This window comes from Rhizobacter sp., from assembly GCA_019635355.1.
Lineage (GTDB): Bacteria > Pseudomonadota > Gammaproteobacteria > Burkholderiales > Burkholderiaceae_C > Rhizobacter.
On record JAHBZQ010000001.1, the window covers coordinates 5065896 to 5085583 of the forward strand.

Below are 19688 nucleotides of genomic sequence, written 5' to 3' on the forward strand. Positions count from 1 at the left end.
TATCTGGAGCGGTGTAGGGATCTTTCTTTGAACATTCGGACAACTCTCTGAACGCAAAGCCTTGCGGAGCTTCCGCCATGGTTGCGCTAGGTGAGGCTGCTAGAACGGTGACCAACCAGGCGATGACCACCTTGACCCTAGGGAGGCTAACGAGTCGTAGTGGAACTTGAGAAGGCATTGGCGGCATACGCTTCTAGTGCGGTCTAACGTTTGACATGAGAGGCCCGACCCGGCTTGCCGGGGCGGGTCCTCTCGATGGAAGGGTTAGGCCGCACTTTTAGCACGCGCCTGCTCCGCGCGGCGCATGAGCTCTTCTACGAAAGGATGGGGCGCTAGCGGAATGGTGGAGCCACCTGCAGGACAAAAGGACACGTTCTTTCCGAACGCGCCCGCAGATACAAAGTACAGAGTCACTCTTGGTGGATTTGTGGCCAGTGAAGACTCAGCCTTAAGAAGATTTGCCAGAGCGACCTTTTCTTTTACTGCGCCGCGTCGAATGAGCAAAGAATCCCCAAGATCGATGACGTCGTCAGCTAAATCTGACGCGAGCATCTTCTGGAGAAGTAGGACACCGACGATTGCTACGGCGAAACCTGTCATTGCGCTGATAGAGGCCTTGCCAGATATGGCTGTGGCCACTGCGCCAATTGCAAAACCGCAAACGAGCGCAGTCGGAACCACCCGCTTCGTGAAAGGCGTCAAGAACGAAGAGAGTCGTCTCATGGCGTTTGTGCGGCCTAACGTTTGACATGAGAGGCCCGACCCGGCTTGCCGGGGCGGGTCCTCTCGATGGAAGGGTTAGGCGGCTCCTGTCGCATGGCTACTTTCTTACTCGCGTGAGCAACCCTTCTCCGAAGATGAGCGGTGAATCGCCTTCGGGTTCACCCGCTTTTACTTCTTCCGTAGTTTCCCAATAGAGATCGTCGTTCCGTAGCGTGGCAATGCCTTTGACAACCGCCCCATTGCGCCCACTTGTGACGACAAGGTATGCGCGATTGCCAGCGACGTGACCCTTGACTGTGCCTTCTCCGCCTTCATTGAGGCGGCCGCAACCGACAGTGGCCATTGTGTGGGAACCCGTGATTTTCTTGCCCGCTTGATGGAGGACAAACGAGGCTTCACCGCACTCGGCGCGCTGCGCCTTCTGCTCCTGTGTTCGCAGGTCGACTGACCATGTGCCTGAGAACCTTGTTTCCGAGGCGTATGTGCTTTGAGCGGCAAGTGCCAACGCTGAAATGAGAGGGAGGCTGCGGAAGAGACTCATTGAGCCGCCTAACGTTTGACATGAGAGGCGGCGCCCGGCTTGCCGGGCGACGTCCTCTCGATGGAAGGGTTAGCTGGCACTTTATGAAAACTCTCGGTTGAACGCGTTCTCGATTTCACTGAGCAACGCAGGTTCGGCCGTTCCCTTGGAACCGTGGCTACCTACAACGCGGAAACCTCTTGCCTTCAGTAGACCTGCCAGAGCAGTTTCTAGCGGAGCGATGCGGTCGCGATGAACCCTATGCAACTCTAGAGTTGCTTGCTCTGGAAAGAGTGGGCCAAAGGCCACCAACTCATACTTGCAGTTGAGTGGCTCGAACCCCAGTTTTCTTACATGACGCAAAAGCATGTTTGCAGAGGCTTTTGGGCGGACATCTAAGTGTTGCCCAAGGCGCGCGAATGGTGATGCGGCGAACTTGGATGAACTGTCTCCAGTTCGGCCCACATAGAAGGCCACCTCTTCTCCGCTGGTAATACGCCATGCGTAGAGCCAGAAGCCACGCTCCAGAATGGCGCCAGTGAAGTCAACGCGATGAACTCTCATGTGCCAGCTAACGTTTGACATGAGAGGCGGCGCCCGGCTTGCCGGGCGACGTCCTCTCGATGGAAGGGTTGAGCATCGCGCCTTGGAGAAGAGCAGGGCTGGCCAGACGGGAGGCTTGCGAAAGTGTGCTTGAACGTAGCTCGGGCCTGGACAGACGAGCAAGCCCAGCGCTGCCTTTGGCAGCGCCCCAGGGCTGACTACTCAAGCGGCGCGAAGCGCCAACCACGAACTGACATTCACCGGCCGTTTGACGGTGTTGCGCTGGCGCCGAAGCGGAACAGGCCGGGCCTTCTTGCTTGGAAGTGTGTCGGTGAGTGGCAAGCGCGGTGTTCAGCTTCGGCGGCAGACAGCGAGCGGTGCTCGAAGGCTCGGCGGCCACGCACGCGAATTGGCTTTGCGATGCTGAACGGAGGCTCATAGGCAGCAAGAACGCGACGGACTCTTCGTGATGCTCAACGTTTGACATGAGAGGCTCGACCCGGCTTGCCGGGGCGAGTCCTCTCGATGGAAGGGTTAGGCATCAGATTTTCCACCACGGCTTCTTTGCGGCCGTACTCGGCGGCTGCTTTGGTGAAGACGGGACTTGGCTAGCGCTCGGCTTTGATAGCTGACCCAAAAGCTGTTGGATAACTTGGACGATTTCGACGGCTTGACCGACTGTCAGGTGACAAGGATTTTCGGCTGTGCAGCTGATTGAGAGCGCGGCCTGCTCTGGTACCACCGATATCAGCAACTCACCTGATGTCATTTCCCATCGGTAGGCTGAAGTAGATATGGCCTCATAGCTGGCCTTGTACTCATTCGCCTGTGTCCCGCTCTCCCAGATTGCTCTTGCATGGAGAGCGAGAATTTCAGCCACTTCATACGCGTCTTGTGGTGTGAGTAGGCAGGCCAGAGCTCCTTCGGAATCTACCTCCAGGAGGACAGCGCCAGCGTCTGACGAGATGGCCAAACGACCAATCTTCACTAACCACTGATGAATCTTCTGCACGGCGCTCCCTCTGATGCCTAACGTTTGACATGAGAGGCGGCGCCCGGCTTGCCGGGCGACGTCCTCTCGATGGAAGGGTTAGGCGGCGCCGCATTCGAGCGAGCAGGGCGCCGCCAGGCGAGCAACTTTAGCCGGCGTGTGGGTTCCAGGCGGATCGGTTCGCAGCATGCCTCGGGAGGTGCAGGGCGCCCACGACGGCTAAACCTCGGACTGACTGACAACCCCCGCATCGAGCGAGCACTGCCTTTGCCTCGATGCTCAGACGAAAACATCGCGGTGGCGACCGGAGGCACGAACCTGCTCTTCGTGGCAGTGGCACTGCCTCCCGCCGAAACCATGCGCCACCGAACTTTTATAAGCGAGGCGTTCTGGCCCATAGCGCCGCCTAACGTTTGACATGAGAGGCATGACCCGGCTTGCCGGGGCATGTCCTCTCGATGGAAGGGTTAGGCCGCGCGCTGGCGATGGATTTCCAGTGCTCTATCGCGACCCTTGTCCGTCAGTGACGCAAGGTTGTCGTCGTATTCGTTGACGCGCACGAGACCTTTGCCATGCAGGCTACGCAAGGTGGCCATAACCTCCAGCTTCGACTTGCCGATTGCCTGATAGTCGACGTTCGCTAGATGCAGAACTTGATTGGGGTTCTCTGCCATTCCAAGCAGCATGTGAAACTCTGTCTGGGTCAGGCTTCTGGCTCTTCGCGAGGCCAACAAGGCGGCAACTGCCTGCGTACACCCAGTCCAAATGCTCGATGCCAGCCAAAAAAGCATCAACGATCCAGAGAAGGCTAGGCACCCAACCACAGCGAACGACCAATCCTTCGGGACTGGATCTACGTAGGCCGGATAAAGCCTAGGGCCGGCATAGAGGGTGATCGCTGCAACGAACAACGCTGCCACGGCAGAGCGTGAAAGCTTTAGATGCTTTAGGAGTTCGGTAAGCCATTCCATAGAAAGCAGTCTACCGAGGTTGGCGACCGTGGCGGCAAGTACTCCGAAGTGATAGCAACCGACCGGCGCAGGAGTTCTCGTGGGCGGTCTCAAGCTTGAAGCGCAACGCCGGCGATGTGGTTGAGCTCGAGTTGAGCGAAGACTTCGTTAGGTGTGAGGAAGCCGAGGATAGCGCGAGGTCTGTTGTTGAGAGAGTTCTCGATGGCGGTGAGCTGAGCCTGCGTGACGGTGCTGAGGTCCATGCCTTTGGGCAGGTACTCGCGGATGAGGCCGTTGGCGTTTTCGTTGGATCCGCGCTGCCATGGGCTGTGCGGATCACAGAAGAAGATATCCATGTGCAGGCGCTTGGCCAGAGTTTCGTGCTGGGCCATCTCACTGCCTTGGTCATAGGTGAGGGTCTTGCGCAGGCTAGGGGGCAGGCGACGCAGTCGCCTGGTGAAGCCCTCCAGCACCGAGGTAGAGCCGAAGTCATCGAGCTTGACCAGCATGACGCGGCGACTGATACGCTCCACGAGGGTGCCGATGGCAGAAGCGTTGCGAGCGCCCTTCATGAGATCACCCTCCCAGTGCCCAGGCGTGATGCGGGCGGCGACCTCTGGCGGGCGCAAGGCGATGGAGGTCATATTAGGCAATGTGGTTCGCTTGGAACCTCGAGCCCGGGGCAAGCGGCCAGCCCGGCTCCTGCGCAGCATCTTGATCAGTTCGGTGCGCAAGGTGCCACGGGGCTGAGCGTAGATGGCGCAATAGATCGTCTCGTGAGAGACGTAGTCGGGGTGGTTCATGATCTTGAGTCTGCCGGCGATCTGCTGCGGAGACAGGCGCAGGCGCATGCCCGCCTTGACCAGACGCCAGAGGCGGCTGCTCCCAGAAGGGCACAGCTTGCGGCGTAGGCGGCCAGCTCGCTTGCGAGCGTCGACATAGGCTCGCTGGCCGAAGAGCGCGACGTAGCGATCGAAGCCGTAGACCTTGGCACGCTTGACCTCGCGAGAGACGGTGGAAGGGCTGACGCCCAAAACTCTAGCGGCAGAGCGCTGGCTGTGGCCCAGGATGAGCAGGGCGTCTAGCGCAAGCCGATCGGATTCTGTGAGATGGCTGTAGTGTGTTCCCATGTGCAGCACCTTAAGGTACGGGTGTTGCACTTCAAATCTGAGACTGCCGCGATGCCTAACGTTTGACATGAGAGGCGGCGCCCGGCTTGCCGGGCGACGTCCTCTCGATGGAAGGGTTAGGCATCGCGTGCGGAGTGGGCATTGCCTTGGCGCCTGAGGCTAGGCGGGCTTGGGCCAACGACTTCTAGCAAGGCGAAGGGCTTCAGCGAAGTCGGGCAAATCAACCCAGTCCTTTTCAGCCATGTGCTCAATCCAGCCATGACCGTGGTTTTCTTCCCATACGCGCTTGCCTTCAATCACATATGTGCCGTCGCGCTTCTCTATTCCGAAACTTGTGACAGCCCACTGTCTTCCGTTCCAGTGAATTGGCTCTTGTAGCGCCTCTCCTCGGATGGCCACTTCTTCTTTTGATTCGTATGTCGGTGGTTGGCCGGTTTCCTGTGCATGGCTATTGAGAGAGTTGAGTTCAGCTTTGCTAACCATCATTCCTCCGTGGCAAGTGAAGCGGCCCAAAGAGTAAACCAAGCAGCCTTTCAGCGAGAGCGCTGAATTTGCGATGCCTAACGTTTGACATGAGAGGCGGCGCCCGGCTTGCCGGGCGACGTCCTCTCGATGGAAGGGTTAGGCGGCGGATGCGCCATGCTTTGCCCAGATGTAGCGCTTTCGAAGGAAGGTGACATACAGGAGCGCTAGGAGAGGATGAGAGTTTGGACCGCACGTGACTGTCTCGGTGGCTCCCGCCTGGACATTTACTTCGATCACTGGTGACGTGCACCAATCGATCTTGAACTGGACCTTTTTCTCCCCAGGTGCAACTTGGACATCAACTTCGGCTCGCTCGCCTATTGATCCGACGTCTTGTCCGTCAATCAGTATTCGGTACGAGCGGAGCTTGTCTTGCCAAAATGCGGCATCTCGTTTAAAGCGAATCTGCGTCACCACTTTGCCTCCCGATTCGGTTCGTGTGCTGCAATTTTTGAGCAGTGCGCCAGCCAATTCCGCCGCCTAACGTTTGACATGAGAGGCGGCGCAAGGGCGTAGCCCTTGTGACGTCCTCTCGATGGAAGGGTTAGGCGCGATCGCTGGAGACCCACTCATTAAAGAATTCCCGTTGCTGGGAGACCGTGGCAGGTATGACATCTGCACCTTCGGCATAGATGCTCACTAGGTCTTCCTTGGTTGCTTGTCTTCCAACTTGCATCTTGTAGGCTACTTTTCCGCTCGCCATGCTCCTTGTCATGCCTGACGGATAGACATTCAGACTCCCGCCGTAGCAGAAGAGTAAGAGCCCTTCGGTTTCTAACTCTTGGCGAATCAGGCAGAGCGCCTCGAAGAAGTCATCGGCGCTCGCGGTAGTGACCTTTCCTCTGTAGGAACACGCCAGTTTGCAGACTTCCCCGTCTTCTTCCGCGACGAGCGAGGCTGCTTCATCATCCGCGCCGCCAATGAGAAAGATCGAGTGCTGTTCCATGAGCGCCTAACGTTTGACATGAGAGGCATGACCCGGCTTGCCGGGGCATGTCCTCTCGATGGAAGGGTTAGCCACCTTTCGCTTTGGCCGCGCTGACGCGCTTGCGTGCGGCAGGCTTCTTTGTGCCTGCTGCGCGTTTCGCAATCTTTGAGCTCATGCCAAAAGACTTCAAAAGTTCGGCGAACTCTTCCGGCTTATGCAGTTCTTTGAGAAGAACACCATCAGCGTCGTTTTTGGGGATGATCCAATTTCGCTCGACGTCGCGTTCGAACCGCCGCCAGTCATGAGCAAGCATCCATTCCCGCACGATGCCGTATGTAGTCATCGGGTAGCTGCGCTTCTTAGCTAGCTCGACATAGCGCTTTGGAATTAGAGCGTTTAGGTCGGCCAATGTTTGAATGCCAAACTGACTCAGTTCGCGGACGAGATCGCTATACGCGTCCGGGCCTGGCTTATCTTCGACGGGTACGCCGGTGTTTTCACTCCACGTATTGACGAACTGCCTTAGCGTAATGGAGTTGAGTTCTGTGCTGAGAACTCCCTGCTCAGACTTCGTTTCGATTTGAGCGGAGTACTCATCAATGCTGCGGGATAGCTCATCAAAGCCCTTGTCAGCAATTTCAAGCAGACCCGCATAAAGGTATAGCCGACGTTCGAGTTCCCTTGGGAGCTTTCCCGAGAACTTGTAGTTCCGGTCGTGGGATAGCTCTGCCCATGCGTGCTGCAAGACGGTTCTCAGTTGAATCTCAAATCTCAAACCTGCAAGACCGTCAAACTCCGGGAGAGGGCGACGATCCCTTCCAAGATCGCAGACAAAATGAACGGAGCGGTATCCGGTTTGGTTTGTGTTGAGCAAGTCGTCTTGGTTCAGCGAGTTCTCCTTGTCAACTGCGAAGGACTTCTCAACTAGATCTCCTGCCTTCTTTACGTCTGTTTCTGAAAATAAGACAACCCGAATGCCAGTCAGATCCGTTAGTTCGGTTCCGGGATCTGAGTAGCCTTTTCGTGCGATTTTTTCTATGGCACTTGCGCGCTCTTTGGTCCGACCAGTAATCGCAAGGTACTCCACGCTATTCGACTGGAGGACACTCTGCAGGATTGTTATGACTGCAGGCGTAAGGCGTGCGTGAAGAGGCAGAGTCGAATCGAGCCATGTGGTGTGTGTACTCATACTGACTAAGGTGGCTAACGTTTGACATGAGAGGCCCGACCCGGCTTGCCGGGGCGGGTCCTCTCGATGGAAGGGTTAGGCGCCTGCATTTGCCAGGGCTGGCGATGGGGAGGAGCGAAAGATTGCGGCGAGCGCGATAGCGGCGGGTAGCGCCTGTAGCAGAGCACCGATGTAAGCGATGCTCGTAAACGCCAGAACGATGCCGGCACCTACCGCTGATGCGCACATGTAGCCGACAAGCGCGAGACCTGCTTCTTTCTTCTCCTGGGCGAAGAGCACAAGGCCGGCAACCCCTGCGGTGGCGAGAAAGAGGTTATAGAAACCTTGATTTATGAAGAGGGGCTTCAATAGCAAAGCCTGCTCGTGAAGACCAAGTGGCACCACTGTTTGGAAGCGAGAAAGAGAGAACTCATAAATTGCGGGGCGCATCCATAAGAAAGCCTCAATGAAAAAGGCCGCCACATGAAAAACGATGACGAACAAGACCAGTGCTTTGGCTAGACGATTCATTGAGGCTCCCTTTGGTATCGGTATTGGGGTGATCGTAGACGAGGAGGCATCAGCAGAGCTGCCTGCCTCCAGCCTTGCGGGCATCCCGCTTTCAGGCGCCTAACGTTTGACATGAGAGGCCCGACCCGGCTTGCCGGGGCGGGTCCTCTCGATGGAAGGGTTAGGCCTAGCCGTGGCAGGCATGGGTTTTAGGCCTTTCTCAAGCGTATGACGCTCTCAGGAAGCCAAGAGCGAGCTTCACGGTTCCCTGTGGAGGTGATTGTGTGAGCCAGTGTCTTTGTGCCTTGAACATTTATGAGCTCGAAACCCTCGACCATCGCGGCGCTTATGAATGCTGACTCAACGACGGATACGGCCTTCATTGCGTCCTGGCCGCCTTTGCCAAGAAACTCTGCGACGTAGAGAACTCGGTAGCCATTTGGTGCTCGCTCGATGGCGCGCATGAGTTTGAGATTGTTGAGCTGCTGTTCAACTCGCTTTCTCAGGTCTCCGGCCTTTCCTACGTAGAGTGGACAGACAACATCGCCGTGTGCTCTTGCGAAGACATAGACGCCTGGTGTTGACGGTACCGAGTCGATGCCGCTTATTTCGTAAATGAGATCAGACTTGCTTCGAACAAGATCAAATGGCTTGAGCCACCGGACTTCTATGTCCATCGACATCTCCCTCTGTTGGATTACTTGCAGCTAGGCCTAACGTTTGACATGAGAGGCATGACCCGGCTTGCCGGGGCATGTCCTCTCGATGGAAGGGTTAGGCCTCACTGGACCGGACTTGCACCTGGTGCCCCAAGAACCAACCTCTGCCACTTTGGAGAATCTTGATCAACTTCGCAGAAGTCTGAAACGGTATCGACTACAGATTGGGACATGGATACAACCATTGGCGGACACCCGATATCAGGAAGCAGCATGAACGGTCCAGTGATCTCCGACAGGGATCGCATGATTGCCACTACTAGAGTTGGTTCGCCTTTTTCGAAGTGCAAGTGGGTGCATTCATCGTCTTCCTGCGGCTCGGCGTGCAGGAGAGTCCAGTTTCCGTCTTCTTCTTCGTCGCTGACGAAAGCATCCCAGCGCTTCCCCGGGCCGTTGTCGGTGTACTCAACCTTGAAGCCCCGAAGCGCACTAAGAGTGTTTTGAATCTCTTTGCGAGTAGGCCATCTCGAAGATCCGGAGGGGAAGGGGATTTCTTGAGAGCGTAGCCATTCCTGCGCCTGTGTATCAAGCGGCCAGACTGTGTAAAGGATGCCCATTGGTTCGCTTTGTGAGGCCTAACGTTTGACATGAGAGGCGGCGCCCGGCTTGCCGGGTGACGTCCTCTCGATGGAAGGGTTAGGCGCCTGCTGCTGCATAGACCGCCTTGTAGGCCAAAGCCACTGCTCTCTTGGCTTCAGGCTCGAGTACTGCGTGACAGCGAACCATGTTGTCTGGAGACTCCTTCCAGAGTTGGGATGGTGATCCAGGCTCGGCGGCATGCAGAACCTCATTTCGAAGTGCTCTCAGCCAGTTGAGCTCCGCGTCACTTCCGAACAACTCGATAGCGGGTGACTTGTAGTTCTCGGTAGTGATTTGGCGGAATGTGGCTTCAATGCATGCTTGGGAAAGGACTATCACTGATAGCCAAGCCCCAGCTCTAAAAGCGAGCTCAATGTCTATGAGCAAAAGGAGAGAGTGGGAACTGAAATTCTGAACTGGGTAGTACTTTCTGGCACTGGAATGCGCTTTCTCCAGCCAGCTTCTTCGCTCTGCTTCGTGTGGGTGTGAAGAAGGAAGTGATGACCACATATGCTGATTTCAGGCGCCTAACGTTTGACATGAGAGGCATGACCCGGCTTGCCGGGGCATGTCCTCTCGATGGAAGGGTTAGGCCTCGCGGGTTCACAGAGTAAGTGCAACACCTTCTCCAAAAAAGGTGGGGAGCTGGCAATACTGCCTGCACCTCAACCGGCAAGAAGGGGTAGCAGACATGGGGTATCACCAACTCACCCAGGATGAACGGTACAACATCGCCCGGATGCGGGCCAGAGGGCACAGCCAGCGAGAGATTGCCAAGTGCCTAGGGCGATCACCTTCGACGATCAGTCGAGAGGTGTGGCGCAACCGAAGCGTGCACGACGGCTTCTACCGGCCCAGCAAGGCGCAGAGCAAGGCGATGGCCAGGCGAAGCAAGAGCCGCAAGAAGAGCCAGTACACCCGCCAGGAGTGGGCCAGGCTGTTGGTGCAACTCAGGCGCTACTGGAGCCCCCAGCAAATAGCAGGACGGCGCAAGCGGCTGGGGCGACGCCCCATCAGCCACGAGACGATCTACCGCTACGTGAGGAAGAACCGGCTAGGAGGGGGCGACTTGTGGCGCAGCCTCAGGCACATGAGCAAGATCGGGCGCAAACACCGGGGAAGCCCCGCCACGCGGGGCCTATTGGCGGGCAAGAGCCACATCAGCGAGCGACCACCCGAGGTGGAGCTACGCCAGGAGATTGGGCACTACGAAGGCGACACCGTGATGGGCCCAGACGGACGCCACTGCATCCTGACGCTGGTGGAGCGGGTGACCGGCTACGTGCTGATCAAGAAGCTGAGCGCGAGGAATGCAGAGCAGGCTGCATCGGCACTGGCTCGCATGGTGATCGGCCTGAAAGGCCGGATCAAGACGATCACGCTGGACAACGGCACCGAGTTCCACGGCTACAAGAGCGTGCAGGACCAGTTCGGGGTGAAGTTCTTCTTCGCCACGCCCTACCACTCATGGGAGCGGGGCACCAACGAGAACACCAACGGATTGATCCGGCAGTACCTGCCCAAGGGCATGTGCTTGAAGAATCTCACCCAGGCCCAATGCAACTGGATCGCCAACGAGCTCAACAACCGGCCGCGTGAGCGACTAGCATTTAGAACACCGGCGGAAGCCTTCCGCCGTCCGCAGGGTGTTGCACTTCAAAGTTGAACTCAAGAGCCTGTTTGAACAAGATTCTTTCGCAGGACAGTGGCATTGCCGGTTTGCGCTGGGTCTTGATAATTCTGTCTAGCCGTTGTCGCAATCTGTCTTTGCCCACACCGTCTCGAAGAGCTCTTTAGAGATTTTGATGCAGTGCCCGTATTCCGCTTTCGCCGCCTCGCTATCCACCCACTTGCCTTCGGGAAGCTGAGCGTACTTGTCTGCGGCCTTGCCTTCGCTATAGCGGAGCGCGGCTCCAGTGGAACCAATCTCTACATAGCGAACGCAGTAGCCTTCGCCATCGTTCTCGAAGTAGCCGATGTACTCATCAAGCCCTAAAGAATTGCCAGATGAGCAGTAAAGGTAGTACTTCATGACTCCGAGTGAGCTCGAACGCGGGCGTTGTAAGCGTAGAGAAAGTCTTTCACTTGACTGCGTGAGACGTTCTGCTTTGTGAATTGCTCGACGAGCAGGTCTGGCCCAAAGTCCTCGTTGATTTCTTCATGTCCGTCTAGCCAAGGACATTCCGCCGCCAGCAACTTTGCGAACTCGATTGGCAAGCCAACCTCATTGGCTGCAGCATAGAGCAGCACTTCGCGGCGATGAGTCATAGGCGTCTAACGTTTGACATGAGAGGCATGACCCGGCTTGCCGGGGCATGTCCTCTCGATGGAAGGGTTAGACATCGCTGCGCGAGGAATCACGACTGAACCTTGCAAGCACCATCTCGAACGGGGAAACGAGAGAGGTTGTAGGGGAAGGACACAGAGTAGTCGGTCTTTGCTGTGATCGAGGTTTCCGTGACTTCCGCGACTACAAGCTTGAGCGACTGGCGAGCCCGCGGGAATAGAACCGTCGCCGTTGACTCCTCGTAGCTCAGCGTAAGCCTGTCTTTGTGCAGTTTCCAGCTGCCTGCGCCGCTAACGAACTTGGGCTTGTCTAAGAACCTCTCGATTCCAGTCTCGCTGAATGTTCCATCGGCGTTGAACTGGAGGACGGAGGCTCCAGACATGAACGATCCGCTTCCTGTCGACCCTGCCCAGCAGCCAACAAGTTTCTTCTCCATCTCGGGATTGGCGAGGTTGTACCTCTCATTCAGATATGCGCCGCCAAATGTGACGCTAAGCGCTATGCCAACCCAAAGCAGATCGCGATTCATCTGTGACGTAGTGAGATGCGATATCTAACGTTTGACATGAGAGGCCCGACCCGGCTTGCCGGGGCGGGTCCTCTCGATGGAAGGGTTAGGCAGCGCTGCTCGCACGCCACGGCCTGATTGCATTTTGCGTTGGATGGAACCGCCGGCAAACAAGCCGAATTCACCGGCACGTGCTGCGTAGCAGCTGGTGCCTGCACGGCCTCTTGCATTTGGCTTTGCGCTTTTGCGCAGAGCTTGTATTGGAAACGAGCAGGCCGCGCCTTTGTGGGAGGTGACTGGGGAGGTGCCGAGCATCGGATTCAACGCTTTGACCATTTGCTGACTAGCGAAACTAGCAACAAGCTGAACATGAAGTAGATTGCAAAGGCGATGGCAGTTCCGGTGGCTCCAGTGCTCACTTGGTTTGCGATCATGAATGGGCTGGCTAGAGCGATAGCAGCGTAGTGGCCAACTCCTTCGGAGTAGTAGCCCCAGGACATGGCTGCCGCGAGAAGAACAAACCCACCGGCCAAGGCAAAAGCGACTAGTACGTTGCGAACTACTCTGCTGCGGCTCATGCGATGCCTAACGTTTGACATGAGAGGCCTGACCCGGCTTGCCGGGGCAGGTCCTCTCGATGGAAGGGTTAGGCATCGCTTGTTTTACCGACGGTGTGCCTAGATCGCAGTGCTGTGGATCTTATAGCGATGAGCGTGATGCCTTCTGATTCGATGGTCTAGTGAATCTCATCATCTTCTTGTGCTTCTACTGGCCACTCATTGAAAACGTAGCACTCGCCTTCTGCGACCGCCAGGTCAAACCATTTGAGCCATTCTGGTTGATCTAGGTAATCATCTCGCTCGGTAAAAACTGGCTCCTCTTCAATGCCGAGTACAAGCCAACCGTTGTCTTTGAAGTTTTGTAGTGCGAGCTCAGTTGCCTTCTCAACAGAATCAGCAGCGACAAAACAATTCGCGAAGGCACCGCCAACACTTGAGAAGTGCTCACTATCGGGCGCAGGTGTGACTTCGTATTGGATGTAGTACATGGCGTTCTGACTTGCGATGCCTAACGTTTGACATGAGCTGCGTGACCCGGCTTGCCGGGGCACGTCAGCTCGATGGAAGGGTTAGGCGGCATTCTCGTCCCAGGAAGCCAATGCTTTGACCATGCCGCGCCCAACTACGGTTGGACCTTCGCAGATGTCGAAGGCCACGCCCGGTTTGAGCGCTGAATAGTCGACACCGGGATACAACATGACTACTGTGGCCTCGCATAACGTGCCAAGGTGGATTTCGGAGTTGCCGACAAAGCAAACACCAAGAGGCGCGGCGCCAGGCGTGACCTTGAAGTGTGGTCGGTACTTTCCGTTGGAGGCAGGAGCACTTGTGCGGCGACCGGCGCCAACAGTGTGGAACTCGACCTCAACATGGGCGCACGGTTGCATCTTCAATGCCGTCTAACGTTTGACATGAGAGGCTCGACCCGGCTTGCCGGGGCGAGTCCTCTCGATGGAAGGGTTAGAGCGCATTGGTGGATAACTCGCGGCGAACTTCATAGTAGGCGAGCAGGGCTGAATAGGACATGGCTACTGCTATGAAGAAGAGGCAGAGCGCTATGAGAATCTTCAGAACGCCCGATGGTTGTCGTGGTTTCCCGTAGTCGTTTTCCCATCTTTGACCAGAGAGAAAGCACAAGACTGGCAAGACGATGACGCCAAACAGTGGGAATGCGAGGAGCCTTACTGACCAACTCGGAAGATTGAGATCACGGAGCCGAGCGGCGGACAGGTAGTAAAAGACGGAGCCAAGTACAAACCCAAAGAGTGACACCCACCAGTTCACCGTCGCTAGTGTGAAGAGGCCTTGAGCACTCAAGTTCGTGCATACGAAAGAAGTCAGTGCAGACCAAGCGATGACGCTCGCGGACATGACCAGAAGATATGTGCCCGCGCCGATTCTGTTCTGCATGCGCTCTAACGTTTGACATGAGAGGCGCTTGGAGGCCGTAGGCCGGAAAGCGTCCTCTCGATGGAAGGGTTAGAGCGCATTTTGTGCACCGCGCTAGCTCTGCCGAAAGTAGAAGTAGGCAGCTGCGACGCCGACGACCAGGGCAACCGCAAACCACATGAGGCCGGCGGAACTCTTGACTTCGCCTGGCGAGAGACCCGAAGCGGTGATTTGCTGGCCTTCCAGCATTGCCTCGATGGCATCTTTCGCTTCTTTTAGCCCCACACCCTTCTGCTCCCGATACAAGCGGATAGCTTCGAGCTTGTTGCCTTGCTGCAGGGCGCTAGCAACTACTTCGCTGCCCGTTGCCTTGGTAGTCTTCTGCGCGAGGACCAGCGGGCCGCCCGCTTCAATCTGCTCGACCGCATCTTTGGCTTCTTTCAGACCTAGACCGGTTGCGTCTCGCAGCAGCTTGATGGCCTCGATCTTGTTTCCACGATCAATTGCGGCCAGTACTTCGGGCGGAACGGTGTGGTGAGTGGGTTGCATCTTCAATACCGCGATTGATGCGCTCTAACGTTTGACATGAGAGGCTTGGCCCGGCTTGCCGGGACAAGTCCTCTCGATGGAAGGGTTAGGCGTCTCGTGCATAGGAAAGGAGCGTCTCCATACTTTGGACGGCCCGAGTTCGTGATCCAGGGCCTTCTTTTTCTCGCCACTCATCGCTGAAATGAAGATACAGAAGATCGTCGTGCGGCATACAGAGACCGTCTTCATCATCTGGCGAGTTTGGCTCGCCACTCTCGGCGCTGCCATAGCAGTGCCTAAGCCAATCGCGTTGAAACGCCTCTTGCTGCTCTGGTTTCAGGTAGTGGGAAAAGACAGTGACTGCTTTGGAGTGGCGTTCTTTGTATGCTGCCCGCAAGAGATCCATTGCATCTCCGATCATCTCTGTGCCCGATCGGAGAGTGGACAACTCAGGAGCGAATGCGTCTACCAGGTCTCTTGCGGCAGCTCTCCGAGCTTCGAGCCGCGATATCTCACGCAGGTGTTCAAAGTTCCGATCGGCAAGCTTTAGAGCGAAGCGGTAGGTAATCCACGCACCCAGTAGTGCGCCGAGGATGGCAGCCCAGATTTCGTTTGGCAGACTCATTCGGTAGGTTAGTGATTGTCGGCGCCATTCAGACGCCTAACGTTTGACATGAGAGGCTCGACCCGGCTTGCCGGGGCGAGTCCTCTCGATGGAAGGGTTAGGCCTACGCGCCAAGATCTTCATCGGGATTTAGGCACTGACCATTCGGCGCCAACCAACGGAAAACATGCTTCGGATTGTTGCTGTGGCCAGTGAAGAAGACTTTGTGAAAGTAGAGACGCCCACCGCAGAGAGGATGGAGAAGATTGGTCACAACATCTACCGCTACCTGGAGCCGTAGAAAGGACGTGCCGCCGCAATGGAGGCATTGACCTCTTTGACTGCGATTGCCGAGATGAGTGAATAAGAACTCGAAGTCAGCATCATCCACTTCTAGAAGTTCATCTTCTAGGTTCTCTGGAAGGTTCACGTCCGGAAGGCGGCGAATGGCAGAGGCTCTATGAAACTCTGTTGCTGACGGGATGCGTTCAGCGTACCTAGGCAATTCACACTGCCAGCACCAAATCCGGTCCTTCAGAACAACTGAGCATGAGCCTTGGGCTTCAAGCTCCGGCGTTCGATAGCGCGCCGCTGGTCCGAAGAACCATCGTTCTTCGCAGTCGGCGCAGTGGAGAAACTCGGCACCAAATCCGGACATCGGAGGCCTAACGTGCTACATGAGAGGCGGCGCCCGGCCTGCCGGGCGACGTCCTCTCGATGGGCGGGTTATACGCAGCCCCAACGCCGAAGGCAAAAGGGCTGAAGAATGAAGACGCAACTCGAAGCTGAGCCAGCCGGCCGGGAGCAAAGGGCGGCCGCGACTGACCACGCCTTCTCGTAGCTGGCACAGCACAGGCCAGCTCTCGAACGCCGCCCAGAGGCAGCGCGTTCAGCCGCGGTCCCGATGGGCGGCGCTCAGGTAGTGGCATGCCATGCCAGAGCGTGGCCGCCAAGTGGCGCTGCTGAACTCCGAAGTGCACCGACCACACGCTCATGTGCTTCTAGCGAGGCGTATAACGTGCTACATGAGAGGCGGCGCCCGGCTTGCCGGGCGACGTCCTCTCGATGGGCTGGTTATACGCAGCCCCAACGCCGAAGGCAAACGGGCTGGAGGAAGAAGAAGCAACTCGAAGCTGAGCCAGCCTGCAGGAAGCAAAGGGCGGCCGCGACTGACCTCGCCTTCTCGTAGGTGCCAAAGCACAGGCCAGCTCTGGAACGCCGCCCAGAGGCAGCGCGTTCAGCCGTGGTCCCGATGGGCGGCGCTCAGGCAGTGGCATGCCATGCCAGAGCGTGGCCGCCAAGTGGCGCTGCTGAACTGCGAAGGGCACGGACCACACGCTCATGTGCTTCTAGCGAGGCGTATAACGTTTGACATGAGAGGCGGCGCAAGGGCGCAGCCCTTGTGACGTCCTCTCGATGGAAGGGTTAGGCGCCATGGGGCCGCGCGCCAGGAATTGGCTTGAATGGACCCCCGGCCCCCAACTGAACCTCGATGCGGTGGCGGATGTATTCATCTGGATGTGCACGAGCAAGCGCTATCGCTTCGGCTATCAACGAATGCTCTTCAACAGGATAAGCAGACACGTCAAGGCGAAGCAGAGGAACGATACGTTGACGGACCGAAACGTCTTCGTTGGACACGAACTCACGAAGAAGCGCGCTACGGATGCTGCTGCGCAATTGACTGAGGTCTTCGCATCTCGGGTTGCCCTGTGCCCAATAGAAAGCGCTCGCTGCACCGGCCTTTTCTTCGTTCGAACCATTCTGAAGATGCCGGAGCAGGCGCCGATTGATTTCGCGACCGCCCCACGAGCGAACACAGGGTTCGACGAAGATTCGATTTCGACTTGGATTGCGCTCCAGAACTGCTGCATGCAAGAACGGCGTTAGAAGTCTCTTTGGCACGGGTTGCAGCTTGAACACGAGTGCCACGAAAACCTTCCGAGCTGGGTCAGCCAGCGCGTCAGACAGCCACTGCCAATCGGCCGGCGTGTTTGTCTGCACGCGCTTGCGCGCGGCCGCTAGTCGAAGATGCGCGGTTGGACCAGGTCGTCCCGTTGCTTCAAACCAACCGCTGAAGTGCTCATGCCAATCCATTTGCATGGCGCCTAACGTTTGACATGAGAGGCCCGACCCGGCTTGCCGGGGCGGGTCCTCTCGATGGAAGGGTTAGGCGCCGCCGCTCGGCCGATGTAGCTCGGCGCTTCGCAGACGAGCCTGAACCTCAAAGTAGTTGTACCAGTATGGGTCGCGGCCCCGCATGAGCTGCCAAAGGCTTGAAGCCGGATACGCGACGAAGAAGGCTGGCCCCCAGCGCTCATATTGCTCGACGTGAACTCTCTCATGCGGACCTATGCGACTGAGTTCTTCCTGTGTGACGGCCAGGATGACATGGCCGAAGACGATGCCCGTGAATGGCAGACTAAGAGCGAGCTTGCCGCAACTGGCCAGGTGCTGGCGATAGGTGACTTCCAGCGCGCCAGACACGACCTTGGCGCTGCCGCCGAGGGCCAATGGCAAGGTGGCCAAAATCAGCCCGACAAGCGAGCAAGGGAGTGCCCAAAGCAGCTTCGCGACTCGGAGCCATTGCATTCAGCGGCGTCTAACGTTTGACATGAGAGGCCAGGCCCGGCTTGCCGGGACTGGTCCTCTCGATGGAAGGGTTAGGCGCTGCCATTCGAAATGGCTCTGAGTTCATGCAGTTTGGCGACGATGGAGTGCGCAACATGCCCGGCCGACGTATAGGCGGTGTGTAGTGCAGCAATACATTCATCGAGTTCTTGGATCATCTTCTTCTGACCGTCTTCCTCCAGCATTGCGAGGCCGTGCTGTCGAAAGAAATGATGAGCAAGGTGGTTTCTTACTCGGAGTGCTTCAGTTAGCTCGGCTTCGATATCTGTTTGTAGGCTTAACTGATCTTTCAGGCGCCTTAGAGACTGACCGAGGGTTTTGCTTTCAAGCTCAGCGCGAAGTCGAGTGTATTCATCAGCGTTTGGAGCTAGGTAGCTGCCCGTTTGAATGCCATCGAGCGCCAGCAACGCAGTACCAATTTCGTACTCAAGCAGTTGAGCTAGCTCTGAAGCTCGCCCCGCTCTCTCATAAACGACCTTGCGAAGCGGCATTTGCAGCGCCTAACGTTTGACATGAGAGGCTCGCCCCGGCTTGCCGGGGCGAGTCCTCTCGATGGAAGGGTTAGAGCGCACTTCCCGCGAACCTATGGCAGTAGCGGACGGAAGTTCGGGACGATCTCGTTGAACAGCTCTGAAGCAGCCTGCCTGTTTGGCTTGCAGACGAGTGTGAAGTTCAGGATCTTCCGAGAAGTGACGTAACCGAGATAGATATATACGTACTCGCCAGGTACTTCAGCTGCGAGCGACATCTCCAGGCCGACGCCACCAGAGTGTGGCTTTATGGTCTTGTGGAAGACATCCAATTTTGCGGATGTCTTCTCCAGGGCTTCGATCCGGCTCGCAACATTCTTCTCCGCTAGCAGCAGCGCTTTGTCTTCTGGTATCGCGTAGAAATCAGCCGAGATAGTGATCCCTGCCTTCAACTCATCCGAGTGAAAGTTGACTGTGTACTGCTCTGCGTTCGGTATTTGCTTCCAGTGAAGCGGAAGGCTCAGCTCGAACTCGCCATAGGCGTACTCGTAGAGCTTTGGCTTTGGTGGCGTAAGCGAGAAGGAGTACGAGAAGATGTCGGCCATGTGTTCTGGTGCGCTCTAACGTTTGACATGAGAGGCGCTGACCGGCTTGCCGGGCAGCGTCCTCTCGATGGAAGGGTTGGGCGTCACGCGGGATGCGCTGAGAACTTGACCCCGAGCGCGCGGGCAACCTTAAGAATGGTGTCAAGGCGCGGCTTAGCCCCCGGAGCAAGAGCCTTGTAGAGACTCTCGCGGCCAAGCCCAGCATCTTTGGCGACCTGCGCCATGCCTTTGGCTCGAGCGATATCGCTGAGCGCCAGGAGAAGAAGATCGGTGTCTTCTGTTTCCAGCACCGCAGTCATGTACTCGGCAATCGCATCTTCGTCCGTGAGGTAGCGAGCCGCATCAAACGGGAGAAGTTTTGCTTTGGCTTTAGAGGTACTCATCATTCAAGCTCCAACTGCTGCAAGATCTTTTGAGCCCGCTTGATATCTCTTGCCTGGGTTGACTTATCACCGCCAGCGAGCATGACGATGAGGATGTTCTGGCGTTTCGTGAAGTACAGGCGATAGCCTGGCCCGAATGCGACACGCATCTCCGATACCTCGCCACCTATGGGCTTCCAGTCGCCAAGGTTTCCTGCTTCTGCCAATCGCAGCCTTGCGACGATGCGCAACTGCGCCTTTACGTCTTTGAGGCCATCAAGCCAGTCTTGGAACTCTTCGGTTTGACGTATCGTGAACATGCCAAGACTGTATCTATATGGATACGCTTGTCAAGCGGCAGATTTGCCACTTCGTGACGCCCAACGTTTGACATGAGAGGCCCGACCCGGCTTGCCGGGGCGGGTCCTCTCGATGGAAGGGTTAGGCCGCACTCTTAC

The 19688-nt window shown here is 56.9% G+C and carries 24 protein-coding genes; 1 reads left to right on the plus strand and 23 read right to left on the minus strand.

Annotation, left to right across the window (positions count from 1 at the left end):
* Nucleotides 1-264 precede the first annotated feature (264 nt).
* The 11 genes from KF892_23605 to KF892_23655 all read right to left on the minus strand — a co-directional run bounded on the left by KF892_23605 (nt 265) and on the right by KF892_23655 (nt 9264).
* Nucleotides 265-723, minus strand: a complete 459-nt coding sequence (locus KF892_23605) for a hypothetical protein (GenBank protein MBX3628015.1) — start codon at nt 721-723, stop codon at nt 265-267.
* 622 nt (nt 724-1345) lie between these two features.
* Nucleotides 1346-1807: a hypothetical protein gene (locus tag KF892_23610; GenBank protein ID MBX3628016.1), complete on the minus strand. Its 462-nt coding sequence runs from the start codon at nt 1805-1807 to the stop codon at nt 1346-1348.
* 520 nt (nt 1808-2327) lie between these two features.
* Entirely contained in the window at nt 2328-2798 is a 471-nt protein-coding gene (locus KF892_23615; GenBank protein ID MBX3628017.1) for a hypothetical protein, read from the minus strand.
* 446 nt (nt 2799-3244) lie between these two features.
* A complete protein-coding gene (locus tag KF892_23620; protein ID MBX3628018.1) occupies nt 3245-3463 on the minus strand; it encodes a hypothetical protein in 219 nt (72 codons plus the stop codon).
* A gap of 374 nt (nt 3464-3837) precedes the next feature.
* Nucleotides 3838-4857, minus strand: a complete 1020-nt coding sequence (locus tag KF892_23625) for an IS30 family transposase (GenBank protein MBX3628019.1) — start codon at nt 4855-4857, stop codon at nt 3838-3840.
* A gap of 159 nt (nt 4858-5016) precedes the next feature.
* Nucleotides 5017-5343 carry a hypothetical protein gene (locus KF892_23630; protein MBX3628020.1) on the minus strand — a complete coding sequence of 109 codons (327 nt, stop codon included), beginning with the start codon at nt 5341-5343 and terminating at the stop codon, nt 5017-5019.
* A 583-nt stretch (nt 5344-5926) separates the two neighbouring features.
* Nucleotides 5927-6328 (minus strand): hypothetical protein, encoded by a 402-nt coding sequence (locus tag KF892_23635; GenBank protein ID MBX3628021.1) that lies wholly within the window; start codon nt 6326-6328, stop codon nt 5927-5929.
* Nucleotides 6329-6395: 67 nt separating this feature from the next.
* On the minus strand, nt 6396-7397 hold the full coding sequence (locus KF892_23640; protein ID MBX3628022.1) for a hypothetical protein: 1002 nt from the start codon (nt 7395-7397) through the stop codon (nt 6396-6398).
* Nucleotides 7398-7574: 177 nt separating this feature from the next.
* The gene (locus KF892_23645; GenBank protein ID MBX3628023.1) at nt 7575-8009 is read right to left on the minus strand and encodes a DUF1304 family protein; all 435 of its coding nucleotides are present in this window, start codon (nt 8007-8009) and stop codon (nt 7575-7577) included.
* Between the two features lie 188 nt (nt 8010-8197).
* Nucleotides 8198-8665 carry a GIY-YIG nuclease family protein gene (locus KF892_23650; GenBank protein ID MBX3628024.1) on the minus strand — a complete coding sequence of 156 codons (468 nt, stop codon included), beginning with the start codon at nt 8663-8665 and terminating at the stop codon, nt 8198-8200.
* 104 nt (nt 8666-8769) lie between these two features.
* Nucleotides 8770-9264 (minus strand): hypothetical protein, encoded by a 495-nt coding sequence (locus KF892_23655; protein MBX3628025.1) that lies wholly within the window; start codon nt 9262-9264, stop codon nt 8770-8772.
* An 836-nt stretch (nt 9265-10100) separates the two neighbouring features.
* On the opposite strand from KF892_23655, the gene KF892_23660 reads away from it, so the two are divergent.
* Nucleotides 10101-10952 carry an IS30 family transposase gene (locus KF892_23660; protein MBX3628026.1) on the plus strand — a complete coding sequence of 284 codons (852 nt, stop codon included), beginning with the start codon at nt 10101-10103 and terminating at the stop codon, nt 10950-10952.
* A gap of 78 nt (nt 10953-11030) precedes the next feature.
* Here the strand turns inward: KF892_23660 and KF892_23665 are convergent, their stop codons facing one another.
* The 12 genes from KF892_23665 to KF892_23720 all read right to left on the minus strand — a co-directional run bounded on the left by KF892_23665 (nt 11031) and on the right by KF892_23720 (nt 19550).
* Nucleotides 11031-11318, minus strand: a complete 288-nt coding sequence (locus KF892_23665; GenBank protein ID MBX3628027.1) for a hypothetical protein — start codon at nt 11316-11318, stop codon at nt 11031-11033.
* Nucleotides 11315-11554 (minus strand): hypothetical protein, encoded by a 240-nt coding sequence (locus KF892_23670; protein ID MBX3628028.1) that lies wholly within the window; start codon nt 11552-11554, stop codon nt 11315-11317. Before KF892_23670 ends, KF892_23665 begins: the two co-directional genes overlap by 4 nt.
* An 89-nt stretch (nt 11555-11643) precedes the next feature.
* Complete coding sequence (locus KF892_23675) at nt 11644-12102, minus strand: hypothetical protein (protein MBX3628029.1); 459 nt, start codon at nt 12100-12102, stop codon at nt 11644-11646.
* A 715-nt stretch (nt 12103-12817) separates the two neighbouring features.
* Nucleotides 12818-13129, minus strand: coding sequence for a hypothetical protein (locus tag KF892_23680; GenBank protein MBX3628030.1), 312 nt, complete (start codon nt 13127-13129; stop codon nt 12818-12820).
* A gap of 472 nt (nt 13130-13601) precedes the next feature.
* Nucleotides 13602-14051 carry a DUF805 domain-containing protein gene (locus tag KF892_23685; protein ID MBX3628031.1) on the minus strand — a complete coding sequence of 150 codons (450 nt, stop codon included), beginning with the start codon at nt 14049-14051 and terminating at the stop codon, nt 13602-13604.
* 93 nt (nt 14052-14144) lie between these two features.
* A complete protein-coding gene (locus KF892_23690) occupies nt 14145-14585 on the minus strand; it encodes a ribosomal protein L7/L12 (GenBank protein ID MBX3628032.1) in 441 nt (146 codons plus the stop codon).
* Nucleotides 14586-16587: 2002 nt separating this feature from the next.
* Complete coding sequence (locus KF892_23695; GenBank protein MBX3628033.1) at nt 16588-17265, minus strand: hypothetical protein; 678 nt, start codon at nt 17263-17265, stop codon at nt 16588-16590.
* 66 nt (nt 17266-17331) lie between these two features.
* Nucleotides 17332-17754 (minus strand): signal peptide prediction, encoded by a 423-nt coding sequence (locus KF892_23700; protein ID MBX3628034.1) that lies wholly within the window; start codon nt 17752-17754, stop codon nt 17332-17334.
* 71 nt (nt 17755-17825) lie between these two features.
* Nucleotides 17826-18284: a hypothetical protein gene (locus KF892_23705; GenBank protein ID MBX3628035.1), complete on the minus strand. Its 459-nt coding sequence runs from the start codon at nt 18282-18284 to the stop codon at nt 17826-17828.
* Nucleotides 18285-18376: 92 nt separating this feature from the next.
* Complete coding sequence (locus KF892_23710) at nt 18377-18868, minus strand: hypothetical protein (GenBank protein MBX3628036.1); 492 nt, start codon at nt 18866-18868, stop codon at nt 18377-18379.
* A gap of 83 nt (nt 18869-18951) precedes the next feature.
* On the minus strand, nt 18952-19251 hold the full coding sequence (locus KF892_23715; protein ID MBX3628037.1) for a putative addiction module antidote protein: 300 nt from the start codon (nt 19249-19251) through the stop codon (nt 18952-18954).
* Nucleotides 19251-19550 carry a type II toxin-antitoxin system RelE/ParE family toxin gene (locus KF892_23720; GenBank protein ID MBX3628038.1) on the minus strand — a complete coding sequence of 100 codons (300 nt, stop codon included), beginning with the start codon at nt 19548-19550 and terminating at the stop codon, nt 19251-19253. Before KF892_23720 ends, KF892_23715 begins: the two co-directional genes overlap by 1 nt.
* Nucleotides 19551-19688: the final 138 nt, after the last annotated feature.